This window comes from Streptomyces yongxingensis (assembly GCF_055597465.1).
On sequence record NZ_CM145717.1, the window covers coordinates 3644603 to 3668999 of the forward strand.

The window sequence follows — 24397 nt, forward strand, 5'->3', positions numbered from 1 at the left end:
ATCAGTCCACCGGCAGTGCGTAGAAGGCTTGGTCGTTCCTGACGAGGGCCACCCCGGGCGCGGTGAGGACGGAACCGCTGAGGGCCCCGGCCGACGCCCCCTCGGCCACGGGGGCGAAGCGCCAGCGCAGTGAGCCGTCCGCCGCGTCCAGCGCCTCCACCTCCGAGGCGTTGACCTGGAACACGGTCCGGCCGGAGTAGCTCAGCGCTGTTTCGCTCTCCGACATGGGGGAGGCCGCGTCAACGGCCGCCCGGCGGCGCCAGAGAAGCCTGCCGTGGGTCACGTCGATGGCATAGGTGACGGCGTCGCCGTCGGTCACGTAGAGCGTCCGGCCGTGCAGCGCACCACCGGTGTACACGAAGTCCTCGCAGCTGAAGCGCCATCGCCTGCTGCCCGTGGATATCTCGTGGGCGGAAATGACGTCCGAGGCGAAGGTGATCATGAGGTCCCCGGAGACGATCTCCGTCGGACCGTCCGCGACGGTGAGGACGCCTTTATAGGTCCGCGTCCACAGCTTGGCACCGTCGCGCCGTCCGAGGGCCAGATAGGTCCACGCGTTGTCGGACGCGGACTCGCTGCGGTTCGACAGCAGGAGGGAATCCCCGCGGAGCACCGCGGAGTGTTCCTCGGAGCCACCGAATCCGCCGGGAACCGAGGTGCGCCACCGCTCCCTACGGGTCTTGAGGTCATAGGCGACGACGGTGGCCGTCTTCTCCTGGTCCTGGGCCAGGAACCAGAGGGTCCTTCCGTCGGCCGCCAGCGGATAGCGGAAACGCGGGCGCTTCTCGCCATCGTAGGCCCGCTCCACCCACTTGATCTGCCCGGTGCGCGCCGATAGGGCGACGAGCTCCCTGAGTCCCGGCTTCAGCACAAGGTCACCGCCGAGCGAACTGAGGTCGCCGACACCCCACACGTTGTCACGGGTCCACATCTTCTTTCCGTCGCGGACCCTCACCGCCGTCACCTCGCCGGCACCCGGCAGAAGCAGGTGACTGTTTCTCCAGAGCAGTGGCGGGCCGTCGATCTCGGTCTCGATGCGGCGGCGCCACAGCGGAGCGGGGGCGACCCCGCGCAGGGCGAGGGGCTCGGGCGGGGCGGGCGGATCGTCCGCCACACCCCGCCACAGGGCCGTTCCGCCGATCCCCAGGGCCAGTCCTGCGGCGCCGGTGACGGTGGTGACGACCACGGAGCGCCGGGACGGCCGTCGGCCCGCGGCAGGCGGGTGGCCGGCGGGCTCCGTGAGGTCCGGTGGCGGGTTGTCGGCGGGGTGGTGTGCGGCCTGCTCGGCGAGGGCCGCTTCGACGGCGTCGGGCACGCGACCAGCGGAGACGGGCACCGGAGTCGAGCGGAACTCGCGGGCGAGCGTGTCGGGTTGGGGGCGATGTGCCGGGTCTGGGAAGAGACAGGCGGCGATGGGCTCGCGCAGCCCCGGCGGCAGAGCGGCGGGTCCGGTGTCCTTACGGCCGGTCGCGGCGTAGGCCAGCACGGCACCCAGTGCGTAGACGTCACCGTAAGGGCGCGGCGGTTCACCGGCCCGCTGCTCGGGAGGCAGCGCCGCCGGGCTGCCGTGGGCCATGGCCGGGGCCGGGTGGCCGGCGTGCGAGGTCGCGGAGCGGCCTCCATGGGGTGCGGCAGGACGGATGCCGGTGGCGGCCCGGACGAGCCCGTAGCCGGTCAGCCGGGGGCCGTCCCGCGTCAGGAGCACCGCCTGTGGCGATATCCCGGCGTGGACGAGGCCGTTGGCGTGCGCGACCGCGAGGGTTTCCGCGAGAGCCGCGCCCAGCGCGCGCACGGTGTCCTCGGGGAGCGACCCGCCGTGCGCGGCCAGCGCCGCGGGCAGCGTCAGGGCGGGGAAGCAGTCGTGGGCGACCCAGGGAAGCTCCGCCTCGGGCGGTGCGACGTCGACGACGGGAGCCACCCAAGGGCCACGCAGCCGACGGGAGTTCTCGGCCTCGGCCCGGAACCGCACCCGGTAACCGGCGTCGTCGGCTGACGCCGCGGGCGGCAGCGTCAGGACGACGGTACGGCCCGTTCGCCCGTCGCGGGCGAGGCAGCGGCGCGCGTCATCGGCGTGCCCGGGCGCATCCAGGGTGGCGAGGATTCGATATGGGCCGACCCGCTGTCCCCTGTCGTGATCGGTCCGTCCCGTCCGACGGTCCAGAATCGGCGGTTCCATGCGTCCTTCCTAATCGAGCGGGAGCGCGTAGACGCTTCCGTTCCCGGCGACGACGACCCTGCTATCCGTCAACGCGACCTTACGGCGGGGCGATTGGGAGCGCGGGCCCGGATCGGCATCGGCGTCGGTGAAGCGCCACAGCAAGGAGCCGTCCTCGGCGTCGAACGCGTCCACCTCGGCGTCACCGGCCATCAGCAGCCTGCGCCCAGCCGGGCTGACCAGGGTGTCGGGCGTACGCGGCGCCGCGAGCGCCTTCATCACAAAGCCATAGACGCGCTGCCACCGGATCTCGCCGGTGGCCGCCTCGATCGCGTGGAGGGCGAAACCACCGTCGGCGACATACGCGGTCTTCCCATGGACGAGCGGAAGCCCGAAGTCGGCGGAACGGCCCTTGGGCCCCTTCCCCTTGGAACCGACGGACCACAGGGCAGCCTTGTCCTGGGTCGCGTCGAAGCCTCGCAGGGTGGTTCCGAGGGCCGCGATGAGCGTGCGACGGGCATCGGTGGTGACGAGCCCCTTCGTGGTCATGCCTGGATAAACCCGCTGCCACAGCTCCTTCCCGTGGTCGCGGCTGAGCGCGACGGCCTTCTTGGTGCCCGCCTCCTCCCGGTCACCGCCGGCCATCACCACCAGCGCGTCCTTCAGCAGATGTCCCTCGTTCAAACCCGCCGCGAGGGGTCCGCGCCACAACTCCGCGCGCTCATGGACGTCGTAGGCGACCACGACACGGTTTCCGTTCCCGCGCTCGCCCCTTACTGCCGCCGTGAACCAGACCGTGCTCCCGTCCACCGCGAGCAGCCCCGTGAACGAGCTCCGCGCACCCTGCCGGAAGTCGCTCGAGCGCCAGTGGACCCGACCGGTCCGCGGCTCCAGCACCACCAGCCCGTCCCCCGGGACGACCAGCGCGTCCCCATCGGCCACCCAGGGCTGACCCGCCGGGCGCAGTCCATCGCGCGTCCACATCCGCTTGCCCGTACGGAGATCGATCCCGACGACCGCCCGCTTCCCTGTGAGGACGGCGACCGCATCGCGCCAGATGAGCGGGGCGTACGTCGACGCCACCCCTTTGACGTCGTAGCGCCACAGGGGGGTGGGCGGCGCGCCCGGAAGCCGGCGGCTGGGGCGGTGGGCGGCGAGGCGCTGGGCCGGCGTGAGCGGTGCAGGCGCATCCGGGGCGGTTGCCAGCCAGGTGGCCCCGCCGCCGATGGCGACTCCGGCCGTACCGCCGGCGACGCCCAGCAGGAGGCGGCGCCGGGACGGGCTGAGGGACGGGACGAAGGTCTTCCCTGACGGGGCACCCTCGGTCCTGACCGCGGCCTCGGCCCCGGTCTCATGCACCGGCCCGGGCCCAGGCACAGCCGAAGACGCGGCGCTCCGTTCCATCAACGCCCGGTGTGCGGCGGTACCCGTCCCCACTGGCACTTGCGCCGTCGCCGGAGCCGGCGTCTCAGCCGACTCGATCTCCGCCGCCAACACCGCCGAGGACAGCTCGGACAGCGCGGCGATCACCCGGCCCGGCAGCCATCCCGGCCCCAGCGCGCCCACGGCCCGGCTGATGCCGCCGGAGCCGTCCAGGGCGGTCGATCCCGGGCCCGCTCCCCACGCCACGCCACCGTTCGGACCCGCAGACCCCGCATCGACAACCGTCGGCGCGGCACCCGTGGGCGCCCTCCCTCCGCTTGAGGGAAGGGGGACGCTTACGCCGCGCATCAGGTCGTCCAGCAGCGCCCGCGCCGTCGGCCGGTCGGCCGGATCCTGGGCCAGACACCGGACCACGGCGCCTCGCAACTCCTCCGGCAGATCCTCGGCGTCCGGCCGCCGTCGCCCGGTCGCCGCGTACGCCAGCACCGAGCCCAGCGCGAAGACGTCACCCAGCGGCCGCGGCCGCCCGCCCGCGGCCTGTTCCGGCGGCAGGGCGTCGTCCTCCAGCCCCGGGAGCCCAACCCGCGCCTCACCGTCCGGAGCGGCGACCCGCACCGCGCCGTAGCCCAACAGTCGCGGCCCGTCCCCGGCCAGGAAGACCGTGCCCGGTGCGACACCCGCGTGGGCGAAGCCCGCTGTGTGCACTTCCGCGAGCGTCTCGGCCAGTGCCACTCCCAACGCCCTTACGGTGCGCACGGAAAGCGGCCCCCCGTTCGCCTCCAGCACGGCGGGCAGCGACAGCATCGGCAAGAACGGCGTGGCGCTCCAGGGCTGCCCGGCACCCCCGCCTGAGACCTCGACAACGGGAGCGAGCCACAGCGGGGGCCGCCCGCCGCCCAGAAGCCGCGCGTTCTCCGCCTCGACCCGGAAGCGCTCCCGGTACGCGATGTCGTCCACGAGCTCTTGCGACGGTGCGGTGACGACGACCGTACGGTCCCCCGCCCCACTGCGCGCGATGAAGTGACGGGCCGCAGCGGCAACTTCTCCCGCATCCGGCCCCAACCGCGCAATGACGTGATACGGGCCGAGCCGCCGCGGGTCGCCCTGACTCAGCGGCTCCACACTCGCCTCCTGTGACTGCGGGAACTCTCCGGACTCCCAGGACGGCGCACCACCCCAGTCATGGCTTCGGTTCTCTGCGAGCTGTAGTCCGCATCCATGTGGAAGGCCCCCCGCCCTTGATCCATCGCATCCCCCGCCCGCGTCACGCGCGCGGCGGCCACCCTACCCGGACCTTGTCACCGTGTTCGATTGCCGCCTCACGCGCTGTGGACAACGTGGCGGGCGCTCGGCGCAGTAGCCCACCCTCGCCTTCCGCCCAAGACCGGGCGGGATGTTGTCCGCGGTATCCGAAGGGGGCCCCTTCTCGCTGGTGGTATCAGGGACGCCCCAAGCATCTGCGTATTGTGGCTGAATTACCGACCGATCTGGCCTGTTGCAGAATCCCAGAGTTTGCAGATGATGATGCCCGTCGCTTCTGGCTCCAATTTTCCGACGGATCGTGGATCAGCCTAAAGGCTGATCACGGGGAACAGACTCAACGATTCTTCAGTGCTTGCCGCGAACAGCTCATGCAATGACGGCCATTCGGCGTGAAACGACGCGAAGCAAAGCTCTAAGCCGAAAACTCCAACATTACGGAGATACGGTCCACGAGTGTCTGCCGCCCAACGCACCGCGCAGTCACACCTGTGGGGGCATCCGGCGCGTCGACATTCACCGCCCACAGCTCCTCAGCAGTGGCGTACGTCATGAGCAACGGTCCGGGGACGTCGGCGAGCAGAACCAACTGGCCGACGACGAGAGCGTTGTCGATGACATCCTTCAGTGGTGGGTCTATCGCGTCGCGTTGCAGAGCCTGTGGATCGAGTTCCTGAACAGAGCCATCGTGACCGGCAACCCCCTGCGGATCAATCAACTGGCGGATAGTCTCCGCTACCTCCTGAACCGTGGCCACAAGGCTGAACGAATGCATACCGCCGCCCGTGACCTGTTCGACCAACAGCAAGTCACGGGTATGCGGGTAGACATAGACGTACTCGGTACCCACAGAGGTGGTCCGCTCCACGGCCAGGACCCGATCGGCCGTTCCGCGCAAGGCGAGCGCGAGCTCCAGGTCGGGGGAGAGCCGCATGTCCAGCTCCACCTCGGCGGAACCTTGCCTCTCGCGCAAAGCCACATCCAGTTCGGCGGCATTGGCGATCTCCACGAGGTCCCTCGACACGAGCGACCGCAGCGCGGTCGCAAGCACCCACTCCCGTTCCTGAGCCGACATGCCCTCAAGGTGAGGAGCCGCGACGATCGAGCTCTCAGAGGCCGCCGGACTCAGCGCTGCTAGTTCTTCGTCCGTCAGCCGCAACAACAGCCGCGAACCATCCTCAGCGAGGGTCTTGCCCAGCCTCTCGCGGACGTCTTCGAGCGTCACGCCGCCTTCGTACTGCTGTGGCACGGAGCCGACCTCTCTCTTCCTCACCAGAACTTCAATTTCTTAACGGAATTGACGGTGCCGTCCACGACGTGCTCCGCTGCTTTCACAGCCCCAGAGGGATGAAGCGCGGCGTTCACCGTCGCATCCACCGCCCCACTTACGGTGTTTGTTACGGCATGCGACGTGGCGTTCCAGGCCGTTTTGGCGCCGGCGGCGATATCATCGCCCCACTTGTCGTAGATGTAACTGCCTGCAAAGTACGCTCCGGTCGCACCCAGCACGGCCCAGCCGGCAACCGGTACGGCGGCGGCGACGGACGCACCCACACCAAAATAGGTCGCCGCAGCCCCACCACCGAGTACTGCCGCACCGCCTGCTGCTTGTGCACCACCCACGATGCGGTCCGCCAACCCGCGGCCGCCTCCGTGATCCGGGTTTATAGCCTGCTTCAGTCCACCGGCAATAGCAAAAGGCACCATACCCTTGTTCAGCTTCCCCATGAGCCCGGCCGCCCTTACTCCGCCAGCAGCAACCCCGGAGAGCCTACCTCCATTACCCGCCACCCCATTCAGCCTAGACGCCCATCCAGGGCTTTCAAGCTTTCCTAGCCAGTCTTTGGCGGCATTTCCACCCTTGGTGAACTGTTTCCAGAGAGCCACACTGGCAGTGACAGTTTGCCAAGCCTTGGGGATCTTGCTTAGTTTTCGATAGCCCTCTTTGTATTCTTTGTACTTTTTATATTGTTCGTTATTCTTGATGCCTTCCAGGAAATTCAGCTCGGTCGTTCCGGCCTCGGAAGCCCTCGCTTGCCGTTCGTCATAGGTGCCTTTAATCGCCGTCTGGGCTCTGTCGTGTGCCGCGTCACGCTGACGGCGAGCCCCCGCCAGGATCTCTTGGGCCGTTTCCATGTCCGCTGCACCGGGATCATGGAAAGCGTCGGGAGCCTTGGGGGGCGCCGTGTACCCGCCGTCATCGGTGGAAGACTTACTGTTGTACGCGTCAACTGCCTTGTTGTAGGCATTTACTTCGGCGTTGTAAGCTTCCCGGGCCCGCTCCGAAGCACGCTTACCCCGGCCATAGGTGTCGATTGCCTCTTGCGCCTCACGCTGCGCCCATTCCACCGTGTGAGCGACATCGTCCAACGCTCCACTCGCCCGCTCGCAGGCGTGCGCGATCTGAAACCACTTCTTCGGTTCGGCCGAGACTCGCTTGCGGAAGGCATCTGCCGTCTCCCCCTTGATTTCGTGGGAGTTCAGCTTCCGCAGCCCCTCACCGACAGCGGCGAGCCCCTTCGCCATGGATCTCAACTGTGCAGCGTTCGCACGGAGCTTGACCGCGTCGCCGTGAATCAGCTCCTTCCGCTCCTCCGTCTGCCCCAGCTCCAGTTCCCCCGAACCCCAACCCAAAGCCTTCTCAACCCAGGCGTTGGCCAGGCCGGCGTTCCTGGCGGCGGGATCCACAACGGTTGAGGTAGGCGTGTTGCCCGACATCACTTCTCGCCCCCATCAGCGGCTCCCTGGGCCGCATTTCGGCCAGCTCCATTACCATCGATCGCGAAGTGATCCAAAATTGAGGGCGTCGCGGCCTTAACGCTCCCCCCGGAATCCACCCCCGGGCCGCTCTGTGGATAGGGCTCCGGATCCACCGATGCGTCTGCAGGACCACCGAACCTGCCAAGAATGCCGCCCGCCCCAACCGCGGTTGCACCTCTCGCAGCGCCAAGGGCGGCCCTGAGCGCACCCGCCCGGCTCCGGTCTTCCTCCCAAAGGACGCCTGCCGCTTGGCTCAGCTGAGACCCGAGAGAGTTGGCCGTCCGCTCCAGCATGTTGATGCCCACCTGCCAGAACTCGCAGAAATCTGCGAAAGTACTGGCAAGTCCATCACCGCTGGCTTCTACTGCCGACAGGCTCATGCTGCCAAGGCTGCCGCGCTGGGCGGAACCTTTACCGGTCCCAGCCCCCTCCAAACCCTGCAATGCTGATCGCAGGCTTCTGGTGATCCGCTCCTCGGCTTCCTTGGTGATTTTCAGTTCATCATGGTTGGCCACCACCGACGCCTCCCTTCCCCCGGTGCCATCGCTCGCGGTGGCATTTACAAAACTTGGCAGGAGGCGACCACTGCCCCTCCCACCGCCGTCAGCATGTAGCGCTCATGTGGACTCAGGACGCTATCTCACGACCACAGAGACTCAAGCGGTTCCCCCACCCCAACGGCGGTCTGGCGGGAGTCCGACCATGGATGCCGTTTTGTCCGATACTGGGCTCCGATAGCCTTGCGCCATGGTCGACTCGCATCCATCCATCTATGAGGCGCACTACACTCGCACCCCATTCCAGCTGATGCTCGGTCACGGCTGGAAGCGCCTGGTCGCCTTCCGTGCCGATGGCGAGGGAGTGACGCTCGGCGGAGCTCCAGGCCGCTACGCAAGCCAAACGGCGTTCGTACCCTGGGAAGACATCACCTCCGTGGTGATATGGCAGTGGCACTTGAAGGATGGCGCCCCTGGTTGGGTGCCCGCTGACGAGACCAGGGACTACATCGGCGTGAGCCGCCGCCCCGGGGCACCGCCACTGCCCGGGCCGAACAGCAGGTTGCGGCCGGAGCAAGCAAGAAAGCATGCCCCCCACATCGATCATCAGCTTTTCCTGGCGAGCCGACCGATCATCGCCTGGCGCCCAGATCTCGAACGCCTGCGTACCGCGGTGACCGCATTCGCGCCTCATGTACCGGTACATGACGCGCGGCACATCGGCTAGATTTCTTGGCCCCTTCAAGCGCTCTACGTCATCTGCCCTACGCCGTCTCCGCTAACGCGCTCAGGTAAGCCCCAGCGTCCAGGGGCCCGGGCCGCAGCGACTCCGATTCCAACGTAGATGAGCGTAGTTGCCGTTCCCCTCACCCTGGCGACCGGGCCGGGCGGCGGCGCCAACGCCGCCCGGGAGCGAGCGAGGAGCCGCGAGGCCATCGTCAGCACATGTGCGCGACCGAAACGGGCCTTCCGGAACCTGGCGATTCACCCGCGAAGGTGAATTTCAGCTCAGGTCGAACTCGCCGTCCCGCGCGCCGAGGACAAAGGCGCGCCACTCGGCCTCCGTGTAGCGCAGCACGGTGTCCGGGTCGGCAGAAGACCGCATCGCCACCGCGCCACCGGGCAAATAGGCGATCTCCACCCTCTCATCAGAGGCGGTGGCGCCCGGGGCGCTGAGCCATTCGACATCCGAGATGTCGAGGGCGTACAGCTGGGCCTTCTCGTTTTCATCAGCCATGGTCTGAGATTCCCTTCAAGTACGGCCGAATGGCGCCCAGTTCACGGAAGGAACAGAGAACGTCCGGGTGCGCAAGTGGACGCGGACGTGCCGTGAGCGGGGGATGTATCGGCGCGCGTGAGCGTAGCCCATCGCCGCCCTCGATGTGCCGGTTGATGCGATATTCGGGGACTCGTACGCGACCGCCCAGACCTGGAGCGCCCGCCGGGCTAGTGGCCTTGCGCACGGAGGGGGCGCGCGCTAATCCGCGCACGCCCCCTCCGTACATGTCGAGAGGCCGGTCCGTGCTATCAACTCGTCATGCCCCGCGCATAGGAATACAGGTCCAGGACAGCCAGGCAGAGAGGCACGAGCGACAGCAGGAGAGCGCCTTCGGCGAGGTCCGAGAACCTGCCCCAGAAGGGGGTGAGCCCCTTCTTCGGGACGATCAATCCAATGGCGACGATCAAAGCGGCTCCGGCCGCGACGGCGGCCGCCAGCCAGATCGTACGGATGTCCATGTCGCCGGAGTTGCCCAGAACCAGTTGGCGCACCGAAGAGGCGGGTGGGTTGAGCGAGAGACCGAGAATGAGCAGCCCCACGGAGACGATGCCGGCCACGAGGACGCACACCACCTGTGAGGTGTAGCGGAACAGCCGACCGCGGAAGAGCATCGCCAGGCCGCCCGCAAGGGCGAGCAACTGCCCCCAGACGGAGGACGAGAAGCCGAGTACGGCCGCCGAGCCAACGACGACCGCGGAGCAGCCGCCGACCAGGCCGAGCAGGAGGTCATGCCCCCGCCGCGCCTGGACAGCGATGCGGTCGGCGTCGACGGGTTCCGCGGGGGCCGGGCTCTCCGGGTCCGCGTCAAGATCGGTCCGGTGGGCCGGTCCGCGAGGCGCTACGTAGGCGATGGGCAGACGGGCGACACGGGTGGAAAGGCCGGGGAGAAAACCGATGGCGCCGATGGCGACAGCGGCGCTGACGGCCGCCGTGTCCGTGGCGTCGGCCTCGGTGACGATCTGGCAGAACGAAGCAAGAGTGCCGAAGGCGGAAAGGAAGACCGCGGCGACGAACGGGGCGTCGCCCGTCGGCATGACCGCCACCAGCGCGACCGAGATGACGAGGACGCAGACGCAGCCGAGCAGGAACTGAAGCCTTCCGATGCCCTCACCGGGATCCAGCGGGAGGATGCCCGAACCCGCGATCATGGCGTGTGGCAGGGCGGCCAGGCCAAGACTGACCGCGGATGCCAGATCGCGGTACACCCGGCCGCGGATGCCCGCGAACGCCGTCAGGAGCACACTGATCACGCCGGCGATGATGCCGGGCAGGCTGTGCATGTCGTGCTTCACGGGGTCCGCGAACCACACCACGAAGCCCATGAGGACCAGAAGCACAGGACCGCCGACAAGTCCCGACAGGCGCAGGAACCGCTCGTCCCACAGGGTGCGGTCGCGGGCGACCGCGGATGCGATGGCGTCGGAGACGTCGTCATGGACAGCGGGCGGCAGGGACTGCGAGAAAGGACGCATGAACAGCAAATCGCCATCAAGGGTCCGCTGAGCCGCGAGTGACCGGTGACCGTCGAGGACAATGCCATCCCGACGCACCAGGTGATATCCGACCGGGGCGCCCACATCCTGCGTCTGACCCGTCAGGCGGAGAATTTCCGGGTACAGGTCCGCAACGGCGACATCATCCGGAAGGGCGACATCGATCCGACTGTCAGGCGCAACGACCGTCACTCGGCAGAAGCCAGTCGTAATGGTCGAATTCATCCGCACGTCCCCCTTACTCCGCTGTCGCGCACGCTGCGGGAGCTCACCCTACCGGGGTCCACACCGGCCCTGTACACGTAGGATCGCTCTGCGTCGCACGCGAGGTGCCGCCACGGGGGCGCCGGTCCATAACTGTCCACCCCACGCCGAGGGATTGATACGCCGGTGAGTCAGATCGTCGTGAAGCGACCGCCTCGGGCCAATCCGCCCGAAGTGCCCACGAATGAGCTGCGCCTCGAGCCGCCTCCCGAACTCTCCCGCTCCCAGCGGGAGGGCATGGCGATGCAGCTTCTGCCGATGCTCGGTATGGGTTCATCGGTCGTGTTCTTCTTTATGCCGAATTCGGCACCGTTCATGAAGATCATGGGCGGAATGATGCTGGTGTCGACGGTCGCCATGGTGATCGCGCAGGTGGTCAGGGTCCGCAAGGACTCCCAGGGAGAAGCGGTCCAGGGGCGCCGCGATTACATCAAGTATCTGGCGAACGCCCGCCGGAGGGTGCAGCGTACGGCGCGCGCCCAACGGGACATCCAGTTCTATCTGCACCCCAACCCCGACCAGCTGTGGTCCCTGGTCGCCGAGGGCAGCCGCCTGTGGGAGCGGCGGATCGCCGACGAGGACTTCGGACAGGTCCGCATCGGCCTGGGCCCACAGGAACTGTGGACACCACTGGTGGCGCCGGAGACGGCACCGGTGGACGAACTGGAGCCCTTGTCCGCGGGAGCGATGCAACAGTTCCTGGCGGTGCACAACTCGATTGACGACTTGCCGATGGCCGTGTCGCTGCGCGCCTTCTACCACATGACCATCTCGGGCGAGAAGGAGTCGGTATTCGGAGCCGCGCGCTCAGTGATCGCGAGCCTCGTCGCACTGCACTCTCCCGAAGACCTCGTCGTCGCCGTCGTGTCAGCGGCGGCGACAGCGGACAAGTGGGACTGGACCAAGTGGCTGCCGCATGCGCAGGTCCCTGGCTCCGTCGACGGAGCGGGAACGAAGCGCCTGTTCAGTGACAACCTGCCGGAGGTAGAGGACCTGCTCAAGAGCTGGCTCGACGGGCGGTCGCGGTTCAACCCCGAGGGACAGCCACTGCTGGACCAGCCGCACGTCGTGGTCATCCTCCAAGGGTGCTCGGTGCCGCCGGACTCCCTGCTGGCCGCCCAGGAGGGACTTCAGGGCGTGACCGTGGTCGAGGTCGTGCCGGAACCGATGGACGAGCCCCGGGGTGGGCTGTCGCTGGTCGTGTACCCGGACCGGTTGAGGGTGGAGGCGGGCGCGGCCGTCTACCGCGGCAAGCCGGACATTCTGTCCCTCGAGGCCGCCGAAGCTCTGGGACGTCAGCTCGCACCGATGCGGATGAGTGTGGGCGGCGAGGACGACGAGCCGCTGCTCGCCAATCTCGAATTCACCGATCTGCTGGGTCTGGGTGACGCCGCCGCGGTGGACACGAACGTCACCTGGCGCCCCAGGTCCACCGCGGAGCGACTGCGTGTACCGATCGGGGTCGGCGAGGACGGTTCACCGGTCATGCTCGACCTCAAGGAGGCCGCCCAGGAAGGCATGGGCCCGCATGGCCTCTGCGTGGGAGCGACCGGTTCGGGTAAGTCGGAGTTGCTGCGCACACTGGTGCTGGGCCTGGCCGTCACCCACTCCTCCGAAACCCTGAACTTCGTGCTCGCCGACTTCAAGGGCGGTGCGACGTTCGCCGGGATGGCGGCGATGCCCCATGTCGCGGCCGTCATCACCAACCTCGCGGACGACCTCACCCTGGTCGACCGTATGCGGGACTCGATCACCGGCGAACTGCAGCGCCGCCAGGAACTGCTGCGCGCCTCGGGCAACTACGCGAACCTGCATGACTACGAGAAGGCCCGGGCCGCGGGGGCGCCCCTGGAGCCACTGGCCTCCCTCGTTCTGGTCATCGACGAGTTCAGCGAGCTCCTCACCGCCAAGCCCGACTTCATCGACATGTTCATCCAGATCGGGCGGATCGGCCGCTCGCTGGGAGTGCATCTGCTGCTGGCCTCGCAGCGACTGGAGGAAGGGCGGCTGCGCGGCCTGGATACGTACCTCTCCTATCGGATCGGTCTGCGCACCTTCTCCGCCGCCGAGTCCCGCACCGCCATCGGTGTGCCCGACGCCTACCATCTGCCTTCGGTACCGGGGTCCGGCTATCTGAAGTTCGGTACGGAGGAGATGGTCCGCTTCAAGGCCGCCTACGTGTCCGGCACTTATCGGGCCACCACCACATCGCTCGTCGGAAGCGGGCCCCTGCCCACCGACCGGCGTCCGGTGCTGTTCACCGCCGCGCCGGTGCCGGTCCGATACGTCGAGCCCGATCCGGACTTCTCCTACACCCCGGAACGCACCGATGACGCGCTCGCCGACACAGTCCTCGACGTGATCGTGCGGGGTCTGGAGGGGCAGGGCCCCGCTGCCCATCAGGTGTGGCTGCCGCCGCTCAACGACGCCCCCGCCCTGGACCAGATCCTGGCCACACTCGCCGTCTCGCCGGAGCGCGGGCTCCATGTGTCGGACTATCCGCGCAGCGGTGGTCTGGTCGTCCCTCTCGGCATCGTGGACAAGCCCTTCGAACAGCGGCGGGAGATCCTCTACCACGACTTCTCGGGCGCCGCCGGCCACATGCTGATCGTGGGCGGCCCCCGCTCCGGTAAGTCGACCCTGCTCCGGACGCTCATCAGCACCTTCGCGCTGACCCACACCCCGCATGAAGTCCAGTTCTACGGACTCGACTTCGGCGGTGGTGGCATGATCGCAATCGATGACCTGCCGCATATCGGCGGAGTGGCATCCCGTCTGGACCCCGAGAAGATCCGCCGTACCATCGCCGAGGTCACCGGCATCCTCAATCAGCGTGAGGAATTCTTCCGGGACAACAACATCGATTCGATCAGCACCTACCGCCAGCTCCGTGCTTCCGGACAGCTTCCCGGTGAGGCATGGGGCGATGTCTTCCTGATCATCGACGGATGGCAGTCCTTCAAGACTGACTACGAACTGCTGGAGTCGATCATCGCCGACATCGCCACGCGTGGTCTTGGCCTCGGCGTCCATCTGATTGCCACGGTCACCCGGTACATGGAAATGCGAGCGGCGCTCAAGGACCAGCTACTGGGGCGCCTGGAACTGCGCCTGGGTGACCCCTTGGACTCCGAGTTCGACCGCAAGGTAGCGGCGAATGTGCCCGTCGGCACACCGGGCCGTGGCCTCACACCCGAGAAGCTCCACTTCCTCGGCGGGCTGCCACAGCTGGAGAGCTCCTCGGCGGACGACCACGCCGCGGCCACCGCGGCCTTCGTCAAGGCGGTGGGCGACAACTGGTCCGGACCGCACGCACCACAGGTCCGGATGCTGCCGCGCATGCTGCACGTCCGGGACATTCCGGGCGGTGCTGCCGAGCCGCAGCGCGGGGTCGCGATCGGCATCGACGAAATGCACCTCGAACCGGTCTTCCTCGACTTCGACAACGATCCGTTCTTCGCGGTGTACGGCGAGACGGAGTCCGGGAAGACCGCGCTGCTGCGGCTGCTGATCAAGCAGATCACCGAGCGGTACACCCCCGACGAGGCGCTGTTCATCGTGGGCGACTACCGACGCAGCCTGCTGGAGTGCGTGCCGGAGCCCCATCTGGTCGGCTATGCCACGACGCAGAACGCCTTCGACAAGTACGTGGCCGACATGAACACCCTCATCGGCAGCCGTATCCCCGGCACCGATGTCACACCCCAGCAGCTGCGCAACCGCAGCTGGTGGAAGGGGCCGCGGGCGTTCATCGTGGTGGACGACTACGACCTGGTCGCCACGTCCTCCGGCAACCCCATGACCCAACTGGTGGACAACCTTCCCTACGCACGTGACGCGGGCGTCAACATCATCCTGGCCCGCAACACGGCAGGAGCCGGCCGCTCGTCGTACGAGCAGTTCATCCAGCGCTTCAAGGAGCTCGGCGCGCAGGGCGTGCTGCTCTCCGGACCTTCTTCGGAGGGCGAGCTGCTGGCCAACGTGAAGGCCCGCCCCCTACCGCCCGGCCGTGGCGTGCTCGTCTCCCGCCGAGGGGACGCGTCGCTGATCCAGACTGCCTGGCTGCCCGACGACTGATCCAGCCCTGGAACGAGTGGAAGCCCCCGACGGCCATGGTCCGTCGGGGGCTTCCACCGTTGATTCCCGCTCCTCATGTGGCGGCTTCACCGTGTGGCGGCGTAGCGCTCCACCTCTGCCGTAACGTCGCCCAGGGCGCGCTGACGATCCGCGTCGAGCGTGAACCCCGCGCGGGCGGTCAGCCGTATGAGGACCCCTCCGACACCCTGTCCGCCCGTGGTCAGCGAGCAACCGAGAGCGGGCCGCGTCGACGCCGAACCGGCCGAGAGCAGCTCCAGACGCACCTCGGCGGCGTCGAGGGGGGCGGAACCGAGTGCCTGCCCGATGTCGTCAGCCAGCGGCGCCGCGTTGGCGTCCAGCGTCTTCTGGCGCAACCGGAACTCGCGATCCAGGTACACCTCACCGAAGCCCCGGAAACCGACGGCACGGGCCCGTATGGCACGCGTCGCCAAGAGCCCGTGGTGGTGCAGCACGTAGGCGAGCACCAAGGCGGTCTTCACCAGGTCGATGACGGCATCCTCCGCCGTCCGGGCGAGTCTCCACTCCCCGCTCCATGACGTGACACGCCGAGGGGCCCGGCCTTCGGCCAGCGACACCAGCCCTTCGGCCGCGGACTCGCCCAGCAGCCACCAACCACTGTGGTCGACGGCGAAGAGCCGGCCCTCGTCATCCACCGCCAGCAAGGCGTCGGCATCGGTGCGGCCGAACGGGAACAGCCGGTGTCCGAGCCCCTGCTCGAACGCCGCGAAGGTGCGCAGGGCATGGCGTCCCAGGGACGGATCGACCACGCACCCCGTCGCGGCGACGTCGACGCCGGGCCCTGCCGGAGCCACGGTGAGCCCGTAAAACTCCCGTAGCGCCTGTTCGACGGCGGGGAACGTCTGCCAGGCAGTGGCCCCGTCAAGAGCCACGGTGCTTGTCGTCTCGAGAATTCCCAGGAGCGCTCGATTCCCGGCGTCCCTTCCCGGCTGCCACCCCGCGGCGACCAGCGCCTCGTTGCCTCTCCCGCTCACGGCCGCATGATCTCCACGCCAAGGTGCTCCAGCAGAGCCGTGCAGGACCGGCACGGTGTGGTCGTGCGGCCGTGCTCGGGGTCACCATGTTCCCGGATCAGCTTGGACACGATCACGGCTCCGGCGAAGTGCGGCCTCGCCTCATCGAGCCCGGTCCAGCGCCCATCGGTTCGCCCCTCGTCCAGCGACCACAGCTGGTCCGAGATCAATGCGGATTCGGCACAATAGCCGATGAACGGCTCACGGAGCGCGGTGGGCAGGGCCGTGAAAAATTCACTCACGGCGGGATGCAGCTCGGGGGTGCCTTCACCGGAGAGATTGGTCTGGCTGAAGATGTTGTCTTGGACCAGCAGGCTCGACGAGACGCCGAGATCGATGTCAGACATAGAATTCCTCCGCATCGGACTGGTCCCCGGTCAAGAGACTGTTGAAGATGTCATCCCGCTCCTGACCCAGGTAATAGTATCCCGACCAATGAGTGTAGAAGACTCTGCCGAGCGGATCCATGACGACGGTGCCACGCTCCATCCGCTCGAATGCCACCGGAAACAGCGGCTGATCCAGCAGCTCGGATAGCTCCGCGATTTGCTCGGCCCTGATCGCATCTACGAACCGGACCTCAAAGACGCAGTGTTCATGCGGAGGCTCCCCGGGAGACTCAAGATCGAGAAACGCAAATTCCCGGAGAAAGTCGATGGCGGCCGGAGACGGAGTGGCGGAGTATCCGTGGGAGAGAAGTTCGGCAGCAGCAGACTCCATGAGTTCGGCCGTTTCGTCTCCAACATCCCGTCCCGGGTACCAGCCTGCTACGCGCAGTCGATGCTCGATCTCTTCGTGAGTGAGTCGGCGAGGCATCAGGTATCGCTTCCTGTCTCTCTATGTTTGCACTGTACTAGCGAGTGGGAGTTATACCCAGGGCTGGCAGGGCATGCCGACATGAGTGGCAGGCTCGCAAATAGTCTGCGTGCGGTATGACCTTTCCGGTATCCGGGTCAACCTGCTCACCAATGGCACGTGTATCGATCACAGCCCCGGACAGTGCGTTTCTTGCGTCATCGACGGTTCTGATCGATTGCCCCGTCGGGTCCATCTGATGCAGACGATCCGAAATGAGCGCAACCTCAGCACACTGGCCATGACCTCGACCTGTCCTGACCCCGGAGTCCGCGATCTGCTGGTAGAGATCGCGCACAGCGGGATGGAGGTCCGGCGTCTGTGCGGCTACCGCCTCGTCTCTCGCTTCCCCTGTCAAGTTCTTGGAGATCTTCATCCGCTGCATGCTTGTGTGGGCTGTAATCTCGCCATTGTGCAGCAGGCTCCCCGCACAACCTGAGTTGACACGGCTCTTACCGATCGGCGCCACACCCTTCTCGCTCTCCGGTCGCTTTTTCTGCGCCTCGTTCGCGAGTCGCGTCGACTCCTCCTCCAGCGCCCGCCGCTGCGCGTCAGGAGAGAGGCCACTCACGTTTCGCGTATCCAGCCGATGGTGCCGTGTCTCACGAGCCGTGCGGCCATGCCAATTCTGCCCGCCTCCGGATCCGTTGCCACCCCCACTCGGCGGATTGCCTCCACCGCCACCTCCGTTCGCCGGAGGCTGCCCGGAATTCGGCCGGGGGCCCTTCTGGAAGCTCGCGCGCGCCTTATGGTCCTGCGTCGTCTGGCCCCCACCAGCCTTGACGAGCCCGTCTCCGACCTTGTTCAGATGCGTCCTCAGTTTCCCGTGGGCATCTCCGAGAGACGTCATCGCCTCCTCGACCACCCCCTCGATCGCCTGCGCCAGTGAGCCGCGGCCCTTGGTTCTGCCGAAGGACAAACGGCTGCGCCCGAGGTGGGTGCCGCCCTTCTCGTCGAGGTGCTTCGAGTGGTCGTACACACGTGAGGCGAACAGATTGTGTTCGTGGTCGTCGAAGACCAGGTCGCCAACGCCTCCGGCGGCTCCCCCGCCTCCTACACTCGCAAGCACCAGCCCACCGCTCCCGGCGCTCGCCAGCTGCATGCCCTCCTTGCCGGCTTGCACTGTCTGGCCGAGGTCCACACCGTCCTGGATACCCGCACCATCGGCCGCGACTTGAACGATGAGATCAGTCGTCATGGCCCCCAACGCGGCGAACACGGGGGCGGTGGCGATGGCCAGAAGCTCCTCGGCGGCATACTCCGCGGCCTCTTTCAGCTCCGAGTTCCGACAGACCCAACGTGAAGGGAGCCGCGGCCTGTGCCGCCGCGACCTCTGCCGCGAGAATGCCCAGTTGGACGATCGCGGCGCCCTTGGCGCCCTCGACGATGACCGCGGCCCCGTCCAGCCCACCGGCCAACAGTCGCCCGGCTTGGGCCAGGTTGTGGAGATGCTCGGCGTTGAGCTTTCGCATGTGCGCGTTGATGGCATCGGCCATCTCACCGCGGTTGGTGGAGATCAGTCGGTTCAGGGCCGTGTTGGTGTCTCCCCGCCCTGTGTCCACGTCATCCGCGAACGTACGCAGAGCGTCGGCCATATCGCGGTAGTCGTCCTCGTCCACGTTCGGCCAGGCCACGCCGATCAGATCGAGCACGAAGGCCAACTCGTCCGGCAGAACAACGCCCATACCTGTACCCCCCGGTGACATTCCAGGCTCGGCGAGCCTGAACAAGTTTACGGGGATTGGGCAATAGTGCGTCAGGTGTCCGCCCCTGCCGCGACCTGCTGTGACAGAGTCGTTGCGTTGCCGTGGAGATTCACGGGACCGCCAAGCGGCGTCGGCCTGCCCCGGGGAGAGCTACGGGGTGCGCTCCCGATCGATCGGGCCGCTATCACTTTGTATCGGCCCAGTCGAACATGACTGCGGTTCAGATCAGAGGCTTTGCGAGCATAATCGCGCCCAACATGACAACCAGCGCCGTCCGACTGATCACGACCAGACCCCTCCGCCAGCCATGGACCCCCAGCCAAGCCGACACTGTCCCCAGTCCGGCGATAACGAGAGTCGCAGGCTTGAATTCGTCAGTCACGACGGCGGCAATCACCGCAGCCCAGTACCCGAGGGCAAACATGACCGAAGCCAGCATGCCCGCCAGGCAAGTAAGCCGGTCACTGTCACTCACTTGACTGGAACTCCCAGTCCCGCGATTGTCTGGGATATTCATGCCGCATAGCATATACTATGGAGACAGTAAATCGCCAGGCACATGGGGGAGATTCTGTGACACTTCGGGTAACAGAGGACGATCTGGACTCGTATGGCAAGATGATCAGGCGGGCAGGAAACGACGCGCTTGACGCCAAGCAGTATGTGGAAAAGTACTGCAAGATCGAAACGTCAGCGCAGGGATTGTTCGTCGAGGCATTCAATGTCCACGACTCACTGGTTCCGAAGGTGGAGAGTGTATTTAAGCGACTCCATACACTTCTCGACTCATCTGCGACCGAACTGAAGGACTCCGCGACGTATTATCGCAAGACCGACCGCAAACACGCCGCGAGCATGGACGCTACGCTACCCGAGACGAAGCGCTGAGGCTCCCATGACATTCACCGACCTCAGCGAACCAACCAGCCACCTCACGGCCCCCAAGGCACCGTCAGAATTCACCAACCCGCTCAAACCACTCAATGACGCCAGCGACCTGATCAGCCCGACTTACTGGGTCAACGAGATCCTTTCGATGGCTCTAGGATTCAATCCGAAAGAGAAGGCACAGGAGTACTTCGCGGGCGATTGGGAAGAGTACTCAAAATGCAGCGAAGCCTGGGGCAACCTTGCCAAACTGTGCTCCGAGATTTCCAAAAATATAGATTCCGGCAACGAATTTCTGGATAAGACCTGGGATGGCAACGCCGCAGATGCCGCCTATGCCTATTTCAAGAATATCGCAGACAAATGCGATGAGCTTCAGTCCGAACTCAACGCCCTCAAGAATGAATACCTCGTCATTGCTGAGGGTGTGTGGTCAACAGCAGAAGTCGTCGGCACAATCCTCAGTCAAATAGGCGACCTGGCTGCAACCGCCGCCATCTCTGCGGCCGCAGGTACATTTCTTTCCTTCACCGGCTGGGGCGCGGCCGTCGGATACGGCGTCGCGGCCACTCAGATCTTGCAGATCATTGAAGAGTGGGGCAAGCTCACTAAGACCGTCAATGACTTTCAGCTGGTCTTTCACCTTGGAATGGCTACACTGGGAACTATTGGCGGCGGCATCGCTACCAAATTCGCGGAATTCCCGCTGCCGAAGGATCCGTACGACAATCCAGTCGTGAACTGAAGAGCCTGGCTCGACGGAGAAACAACATGGGAACAAACGAACCTGAGGTGGGCGACGAGGATTTCCTCAGCCCCACTCGGGATCAGGCGCAAGCACGTGTGCTGCGCAAACAGCTCAAGGAGCTTTCCGGCGGTGGAGCCGGTCCGGTGTTGCAGGAAATGGCACGGGAACTCCTCTCCGGTCGAGTGGGGCTCCGCGAGGCACTCCGAGTGCCAGCCTATTCCGAAGCCCTGGGCGAACGAATTCGCAAGTTCCGCCAGGATTGGGAACAAATGAGCCCCGAGGAGCAGGAAGCTCATAAGCGGGGAGCGCAGGAGTATCTGGAAGCACAACGCGAGGAGATAGCGCAAGAGAACAGAAGGCGCTAGACTGCTGCAAAATACTTCCAAAGCTCAGGATAGTCACCTGAGGAGCACTATCGCGAACGAGAGCAGGGCAACTACCACGAGTACCAGTAGGTAGGCCCAGCCCATACGGTGCATTGAACGCGTCCGTGAACGAGCCTCATCAGACTCTCGGTACCTGCGCATATGATCGCGGAGCATTGCCCTACGCTCTCGGGGCGTTGAGGTCTTCCACTGCTCCTGCCACTCATGACGGTCGTCGGGGTCAGTACCAGATCCGGTCATGAGGTCCATTCTAGGCTTACCTTCATCCTTTGGCGCAGCAAATGTGGCCCCTGCCATCTCTGATGGCAGGGGCCACAAACTAACCCAGCTTCACCTAAACGGTCATCCCAGACTTTCGACGTAGGACGGCGAACAGCCCCACAGCTGCTACAACTACGACAGCGATGCCGCCGATGATCCACGGGATGACGCTACTGCCCTTATCCTTTGAATTGGCGGCCGAGGAATCGGCGGGTGCGTCGGATTCGTTCTTCGAAGGTGCCGACGACTCCGAGCCCTTGGAAGCCGAGGGCGACGGGCCATTCGCCTTGTTCGCTTCGATAAGTGGGTTCACGTCGGCGGGGCCGGGATCTCCCTTGCCCTCGAGAAGGTTGATGCGGGGTCGGACCGTGCCATAACCGATGTACCGGCTGGGGACCTTGCCCTCGGTCGGCTTGGCCGCAGTCTGGATCATGACCCGGAGCACCTGGTTGCCGGTCCAGTTGGGGTGCTTGGACCAGATGAGTGCGGCGGAGGCGGAGGTGATGGCTGTTGCTTGGCTGGTGCCCCAGCTCTTGCAGTAGCCAGGCTTACCGTCCATGCAGCGAATGGGGATGTCGTCACCCGCGGCTGCGAGAGCGATCTGCGAGCCGTACGTGGAGAACTTGGTCACCGTGAAGGTGTCGTCCACTGCTCCGACGCCGGCAACACCGTCACTTGCCGAAGGATACGTTAGGTCATTTTCCTTTTCTCCAGAATTGCCTGGAGCAGCGAACAGCAGCTTGCCACGACTTATTGCATAGTCGACCGCTTTCTGAAGTTCAGACCTTTGGCTTGCCGAGAGCTGGTAGTAGGGGAAACCCAATGACATATTGATGATCTGAGCATCACTGTCAGCGGCGTAGCGAATGGATTCAATCAAGGCTGGCACATTGTTTGTACCGGACTCCTTAGTGCTACCGAACACTGTCAACGGAAGGATGCGCGCACCCGGGGAAAGTCCTTTGATTCCCTGGTCGTGCTGACCATTTCCGGTAATGAGCATGGCCATCGCTGTGCCATGACCGTCCGGGTCCTGACGAGCATCCTTGGTCGGCTCGACAAAGTTCCTTCCCTTCAGGACCTTGCCCTTTAGTTCCGGAGCCGAGGCGTTCACTCCACCGTCCAGCACAGCAACTGTGATGCCCTTGCCCGTACTGACCTTCCAGACCCGTTCGGCCTGCATACGGTCGAGGTACCACTGGCGTTGACGCATGGTCTCGGCCGCAGCAGAGGGGGCCATAGCGCCCCCGACAACGAGCATGGAAGCGAGCAGAGAGACCACCACTCGCCATTTCCTACATGCAAGCGTCACTGTCGCTTCCATGCCACCTACCGTTCTTCACTCACGCTGAAGGGCAACTTCTTTCGAAGCCAGTCCTACTCGATCACAGGCGGCACGATGTCGCGCCGTCCGATGACCTGATCGTCATCGTCCATGAGATAGTCCGGACGTGTCTCATCGGCACCGTCATCCGACCGCGACCGTCGGTTCGCGGGCCTGCCCGGAACCGATCCTCCACCGCGGACCAACCCGGTGCCGCCGGGGGTGAAGTCCCTTCGGCCCGCAACGGGCTCGGACGGCAGTCTCCGAGCAGCACCTGCGGAACCCCTACCTCCGCCAATTACCCCACTGCCACTGCCGCCCATCACTCCCCGGCCCATGGCCTGGGAGGATTCATTCCCGATGACCGTCCCTCGGTTCAGACCCCGTGTGGGCGCTGTCTGACCTTGGGGCGGAATGCCTCCAACAATGGGATTATTGGTACGAGTCGGGGTAGGAACCCGACCGTTTCCAAGGCCGGGCCCTGTGGTGGGACTCACGGGACCGACCCGCCCCACGGGGCTAGGGCCTGGTCCGGGCCGCCTGGTGTTCGAGGGAGACGGAAGGCCTGGGCCTGGAATGGGCGGTACCACAGGCGCTGGACTTGGGGTCGTCGGAGCAGGGGTGGGCAGGGGACCAAGATCTGACGGCTTGGGCGCCAGCGGCGCCTCCGGCATCGTCACTCGGTCAAGGTTCGTGTGCCTGGCGTCAGGAATATGGTCCTGTCCGACTTCTCGCGCCCCGACCGCGTCCCCAGAGCTCTCAGGTCCCAGGCTGACCGGAGATACAGAGAGCTGCTGGTTACCCGTTGATCCCCCGCCCGCGTACGGCGTGGCTTGTACGCTACCCACACCTCCAGGGGCACCGTATCCAGACTGTCCACCTGCGTGTTGATCGTCCGGAAGAACCTGAGTCGGCAGCGGCTTGAAGACCGGCGGCTCGTGAAAGCTGAAGCTGTCCGCTCCCGACTGGTAGGCATTCGCCACCGCGGTCATGTACGGAGCGAACGTGTCACGCAGCTTGTCCGACTTCTTCTGAAGCTTGCTCAGAGTCTCAGGGTCGTCGTTGAGGTTCCCGGCGGGGACATCCGGCATCTGAGTGATGGCTTCCTTGAGCGTGTCGCTCGCATGGAGCATGACGCCGCCCACACTGCCCGCGTACTTGGCCAGCTTCAGGACCTGCTTGGCGAATTCGTCGCCCCACTCGCGGAAGGCATCGCCACCATCACCGTCCCATTCGACCCGCTGGACTCGCTTTTTCAGCTCGTCGCCGATCTTGTCGAGTGCGCTCTCCGCATCCTGGAGAGCTGTGGCCTTCGTGGAGAGGGCGCGCCAGTCCGCGTTCTGGATCATGCTCACCAGCTCAGCCAGCCCACGCTGCCCCATGCCAGTTCGGTCAGTGCAGTCGGGAATGTTCTTGGGCTCACTCATCGGTCTGTACCCCCGTTCACATCAACCGCCGGCTCCGCCACTGCCCTTGCCGTCACCGGTCTTCTTGTCGTCCGTTGACGGCTCGTGGGGATGCTTCTTCTTCTGGTACTGCTCGTAATACAGCTCGGTGCGCTTCTGGATCCGCTGGAGGCGCAATGCCTCCTCCTGGTCGATGTTCTTGTAGTCGCCCTCGGCCATGTGGACCGTGATCCCCATCGCCTCGAGCTGCTGTCCGAGCGTCTCCGAGAGCAGCTCCAACTGTGCGTGGACTATCTCGTAGGCCGTGGCGAGGTTCTGGGCCTCCGGGAATTCGGCCGACCCGAACGCCGTGCTGGTCAGCTTGTAGCCCACCATCTTCTTGTGGCTCGCCTCGGACTTGTCCAGGTCGTCGAGAAGCTGGTCCACTCGCTTCTTGAACCTGCCCAGGTCTTCACCGACACCAAGCTTGTCTTTGGGGGAGCCGTGTTTGTTTCCCCCCGAGTCCTTCTGCCCCACGAAGCACCTCCCCAAAGTGCCTAAAACCCACAGATGTGGGTGTGAGATGCCCATCGCATCTCACACCCACGACAGCCGGGACCTTTC

The 24397-nt window shown here is 65.7% G+C and carries 20 protein-coding genes; 5 read left to right on the forward strand and 15 right to left on the reverse strand.

Going from position 1 to position 24397, the window contains the following annotated elements; genetic code table 11:
- Position 1: 1 nt before the first annotated feature.
- The 5 genes from ACZ6TD_RS15150 to ACZ6TD_RS15170 all read right to left on the reverse strand — a co-directional run bounded on the left by ACZ6TD_RS15150 (position 2) and on the right by ACZ6TD_RS15170 (position 8076).
- Positions 2-2176: an outer membrane protein assembly factor BamB family protein gene (locus tag ACZ6TD_RS15150; protein WP_471354327.1), complete on the reverse strand. Its 2175-nt coding sequence runs from the start codon at positions 2174-2176 to the stop codon at positions 2-4.
- Positions 2177-2185: 9 nt separating this feature from the next.
- Positions 2186-4660, reverse strand: coding sequence for an outer membrane protein assembly factor BamB family protein (locus ACZ6TD_RS15155; RefSeq protein ID WP_471354328.1), 2475 nt, complete (start codon positions 4658-4660; stop codon positions 2186-2188).
- A gap of 553 nt (positions 4661-5213) precedes the next feature.
- Entirely contained in the window at positions 5214-6071 is an 858-nt protein-coding gene (locus ACZ6TD_RS15160) for a hypothetical protein (protein ID WP_471354330.1), read from the reverse strand.
- Positions 6068-7516, reverse strand: a complete 1449-nt coding sequence (locus ACZ6TD_RS15165; RefSeq protein WP_471354332.1) for a putative T7SS-secreted protein — start codon at positions 7514-7516, stop codon at positions 6068-6070. Before ACZ6TD_RS15165 ends, ACZ6TD_RS15160 begins: the two co-directional genes overlap by 4 nt.
- Complete coding sequence (locus tag ACZ6TD_RS15170) at positions 7516-8076, reverse strand: hypothetical protein (protein ID WP_471354334.1); 561 nt, start codon at positions 8074-8076, stop codon at positions 7516-7518. The genes ACZ6TD_RS15165 and ACZ6TD_RS15170 overlap by 1 nt, the downstream gene beginning before the upstream one ends.
- Positions 8077-8305: 229 nt before the next feature.
- On the opposite strand from ACZ6TD_RS15170, the gene ACZ6TD_RS15175 reads away from it, so the two are divergent.
- Positions 8306-8782, forward strand: coding sequence for a hypothetical protein (locus ACZ6TD_RS15175; RefSeq protein WP_471354336.1), 477 nt, complete (start codon positions 8306-8308; stop codon positions 8780-8782).
- Between the two features lie 276 nt (positions 8783-9058).
- Here the strand turns inward: ACZ6TD_RS15175 and ACZ6TD_RS15180 are convergent, their stop codons facing one another.
- Both ACZ6TD_RS15180 and eccD read right to left on the reverse strand, forming a co-directional pair.
- Positions 9059-9292 (reverse strand): DUF397 domain-containing protein, encoded by a 234-nt coding sequence (locus ACZ6TD_RS15180; RefSeq protein WP_471354337.1) that lies wholly within the window; start codon positions 9290-9292, stop codon positions 9059-9061.
- Between the two features lie 290 nt (positions 9293-9582).
- Positions 9583-11052, reverse strand: a complete 1470-nt coding sequence (gene eccD, locus ACZ6TD_RS15185; protein WP_471354339.1) for a type VII secretion integral membrane protein EccD — start codon at positions 11050-11052, stop codon at positions 9583-9585.
- Positions 11053-11217: 165 nt separating this feature from the next.
- Here eccD and eccCa point away from each other — a divergent pair, with 165 nt between their 5' ends.
- A complete protein-coding gene (gene eccCa / locus ACZ6TD_RS15190) occupies positions 11218-15168 on the forward strand; it encodes a type VII secretion protein EccCa (protein WP_471354341.1) in 3951 nt (1316 codons plus the stop codon).
- A gap of 86 nt (positions 15169-15254) precedes the next feature.
- Here eccCa and ACZ6TD_RS15195 read toward each other — a convergent pair whose 3' ends face one another.
- From ACZ6TD_RS15195 to ACZ6TD_RS15220, 6 genes are all read right to left on the reverse strand, one after another.
- Positions 15255-16235: an SUKH-3 domain-containing protein gene (locus tag ACZ6TD_RS15195; protein WP_471354343.1), complete on the reverse strand. Its 981-nt coding sequence runs from the start codon at positions 16233-16235 to the stop codon at positions 15255-15257.
- On the reverse strand, positions 16178-16567 hold the full coding sequence (locus ACZ6TD_RS15200; protein ID WP_471354345.1) for a YwqJ-related putative deaminase: 390 nt from the start codon (positions 16565-16567) through the stop codon (positions 16178-16180). The genes ACZ6TD_RS15195 and ACZ6TD_RS15200 overlap by 58 nt, the downstream gene beginning before the upstream one ends.
- Entirely contained in the window at positions 16560-17036 is a 477-nt protein-coding gene (locus ACZ6TD_RS15205; RefSeq protein ID WP_471354346.1) for an SUKH-3 domain-containing protein, read from the reverse strand. The genes ACZ6TD_RS15200 and ACZ6TD_RS15205 overlap by 8 nt, the downstream gene beginning before the upstream one ends.
- A gap of 37 nt (positions 17037-17073) precedes the next feature.
- Positions 17074-18273 carry a YwqJ-related putative deaminase gene (locus ACZ6TD_RS15210; RefSeq protein WP_471354348.1) on the reverse strand — a complete coding sequence of 400 codons (1200 nt, stop codon included), beginning with the start codon at positions 18271-18273 and terminating at the stop codon, positions 17074-17076.
- Positions 18263-18727 carry a WXG100-like domain-containing protein gene (locus tag ACZ6TD_RS15215; protein WP_471354350.1) on the reverse strand — a complete coding sequence of 155 codons (465 nt, stop codon included), beginning with the start codon at positions 18725-18727 and terminating at the stop codon, positions 18263-18265. The genes ACZ6TD_RS15210 and ACZ6TD_RS15215 overlap by 11 nt, the downstream gene beginning before the upstream one ends.
- 274 nt (positions 18728-19001) lie before the next feature.
- The gene (locus tag ACZ6TD_RS15220) at positions 19002-19298 is read right to left on the reverse strand and encodes a hypothetical protein (RefSeq protein ID WP_471354352.1); all 297 of its coding nucleotides are present in this window, start codon (positions 19296-19298) and stop codon (positions 19002-19004) included.
- 56 nt (positions 19299-19354) lie between these two features.
- Here ACZ6TD_RS15220 and ACZ6TD_RS15225 point away from each other — a divergent pair, with 56 nt between their 5' ends.
- The 3 genes from ACZ6TD_RS15225 to ACZ6TD_RS15235 are packed head-to-tail and all read left to right on the forward strand — an operon-like array spanning position 19355 to position 20782.
- Positions 19355-19669, forward strand: coding sequence for a hypothetical protein (locus ACZ6TD_RS15225; RefSeq protein WP_471354353.1), 315 nt, complete (start codon positions 19355-19357; stop codon positions 19667-19669).
- A 7-nt stretch (positions 19670-19676) separates the two neighbouring features.
- Complete coding sequence (locus ACZ6TD_RS15230; protein ID WP_471354355.1) at positions 19677-20414, forward strand: hypothetical protein; 738 nt, start codon at positions 19677-19679, stop codon at positions 20412-20414.
- 26 nt (positions 20415-20440) lie between these two features.
- A complete protein-coding gene (locus tag ACZ6TD_RS15235) occupies positions 20441-20782 on the forward strand; it encodes a hypothetical protein (protein WP_471354357.1) in 342 nt (113 codons plus the stop codon).
- Between the two features lie 355 nt (positions 20783-21137).
- Here the strand turns inward: ACZ6TD_RS15235 and ACZ6TD_RS15240 are convergent, their stop codons facing one another.
- Positions 21138-22388 carry a S8 family serine peptidase gene (locus tag ACZ6TD_RS15240; RefSeq protein ID WP_471354359.1) on the reverse strand — a complete coding sequence of 417 codons (1251 nt, stop codon included), beginning with the start codon at positions 22386-22388 and terminating at the stop codon, positions 21138-21140.
- Positions 22389-23836: 1448 nt separating this feature from the next.
- Positions 23837-24220 (reverse strand): hypothetical protein, encoded by a 384-nt coding sequence (locus ACZ6TD_RS15245; protein WP_471354360.1) that lies wholly within the window; start codon positions 24218-24220, stop codon positions 23837-23839.
- Positions 24221-24397 lie beyond the last annotated feature (177 nt).

What these genes read in the sequence shown, in the direction of transcription:
- ACZ6TD_RS15165 (WP_471354332.1), bottom strand. Translation starts at nt 7,516, where the DNA reads ATGTCGGGCAACACGCCTACCTCAACCGTTGTGGATCCCGCCGCCAGG.
- ACZ6TD_RS15180 (WP_471354337.1), bottom strand. Translation starts at nt 9,292, where the DNA reads ATGGCTGATGAAAACGAGAAGGCCCAGCTGTACGCCCTCGACATCTCG.
- ACZ6TD_RS15230 (WP_471354355.1), top strand. Translation starts at nt 19,677, where the DNA reads ATGACATTCACCGACCTCAGCGAACCAACCAGCCACCTCACGGCCCCC.
- ACZ6TD_RS15175 (WP_471354336.1), top strand. Translation starts at nt 8,306, where the DNA reads ATGGTCGACTCGCATCCATCCATCTATGAGGCGCACTACACTCGCACC.
- ACZ6TD_RS15240 (WP_471354359.1), bottom strand. Translation starts at nt 22,388, where the DNA reads ATGGAAGCGACAGTGACGCTTGCATGTAGGAAATGGCGAGTGGTGGTC.
- ACZ6TD_RS15200 (WP_471354345.1), bottom strand. Translation starts at nt 16,567, where the DNA reads ATGTCTGACATCGATCTCGGCGTCTCGTCGAGCCTGCTGGTCCAAGAC.
- ACZ6TD_RS15220 (WP_471354352.1), bottom strand. Translation starts at nt 19,298, where the DNA reads ATGAATATCCCAGACAATCGCGGGACTGGGAGTTCCAGTCAAGTGAGT.
- ACZ6TD_RS15205 (WP_471354346.1), bottom strand. Translation starts at nt 17,036, where the DNA reads ATGCCTCGCCGACTCACTCACGAAGAGATCGAGCATCGACTGCGCGTA.
- ACZ6TD_RS15150 (WP_471354327.1), bottom strand. Translation starts at nt 2,176, where the DNA reads ATGGAACCGCCGATTCTGGACCGTCGGACGGGACGGACCGATCACGAC.
- ACZ6TD_RS15210 (WP_471354348.1), bottom strand. Translation starts at nt 18,273, where the DNA reads ATGACGACTGATCTCATCGTTCAAGTCGCGGCCGATGGTGCGGGTATC.
- eccD (WP_471354339.1), bottom strand. Translation starts at nt 11,052, where the DNA reads ATGAATTCGACCATTACGACTGGCTTCTGCCGAGTGACGGTCGTTGCG.
- ACZ6TD_RS15235 (WP_471354357.1), top strand. Translation starts at nt 20,441, where the DNA reads ATGGGAACAAACGAACCTGAGGTGGGCGACGAGGATTTCCTCAGCCCC.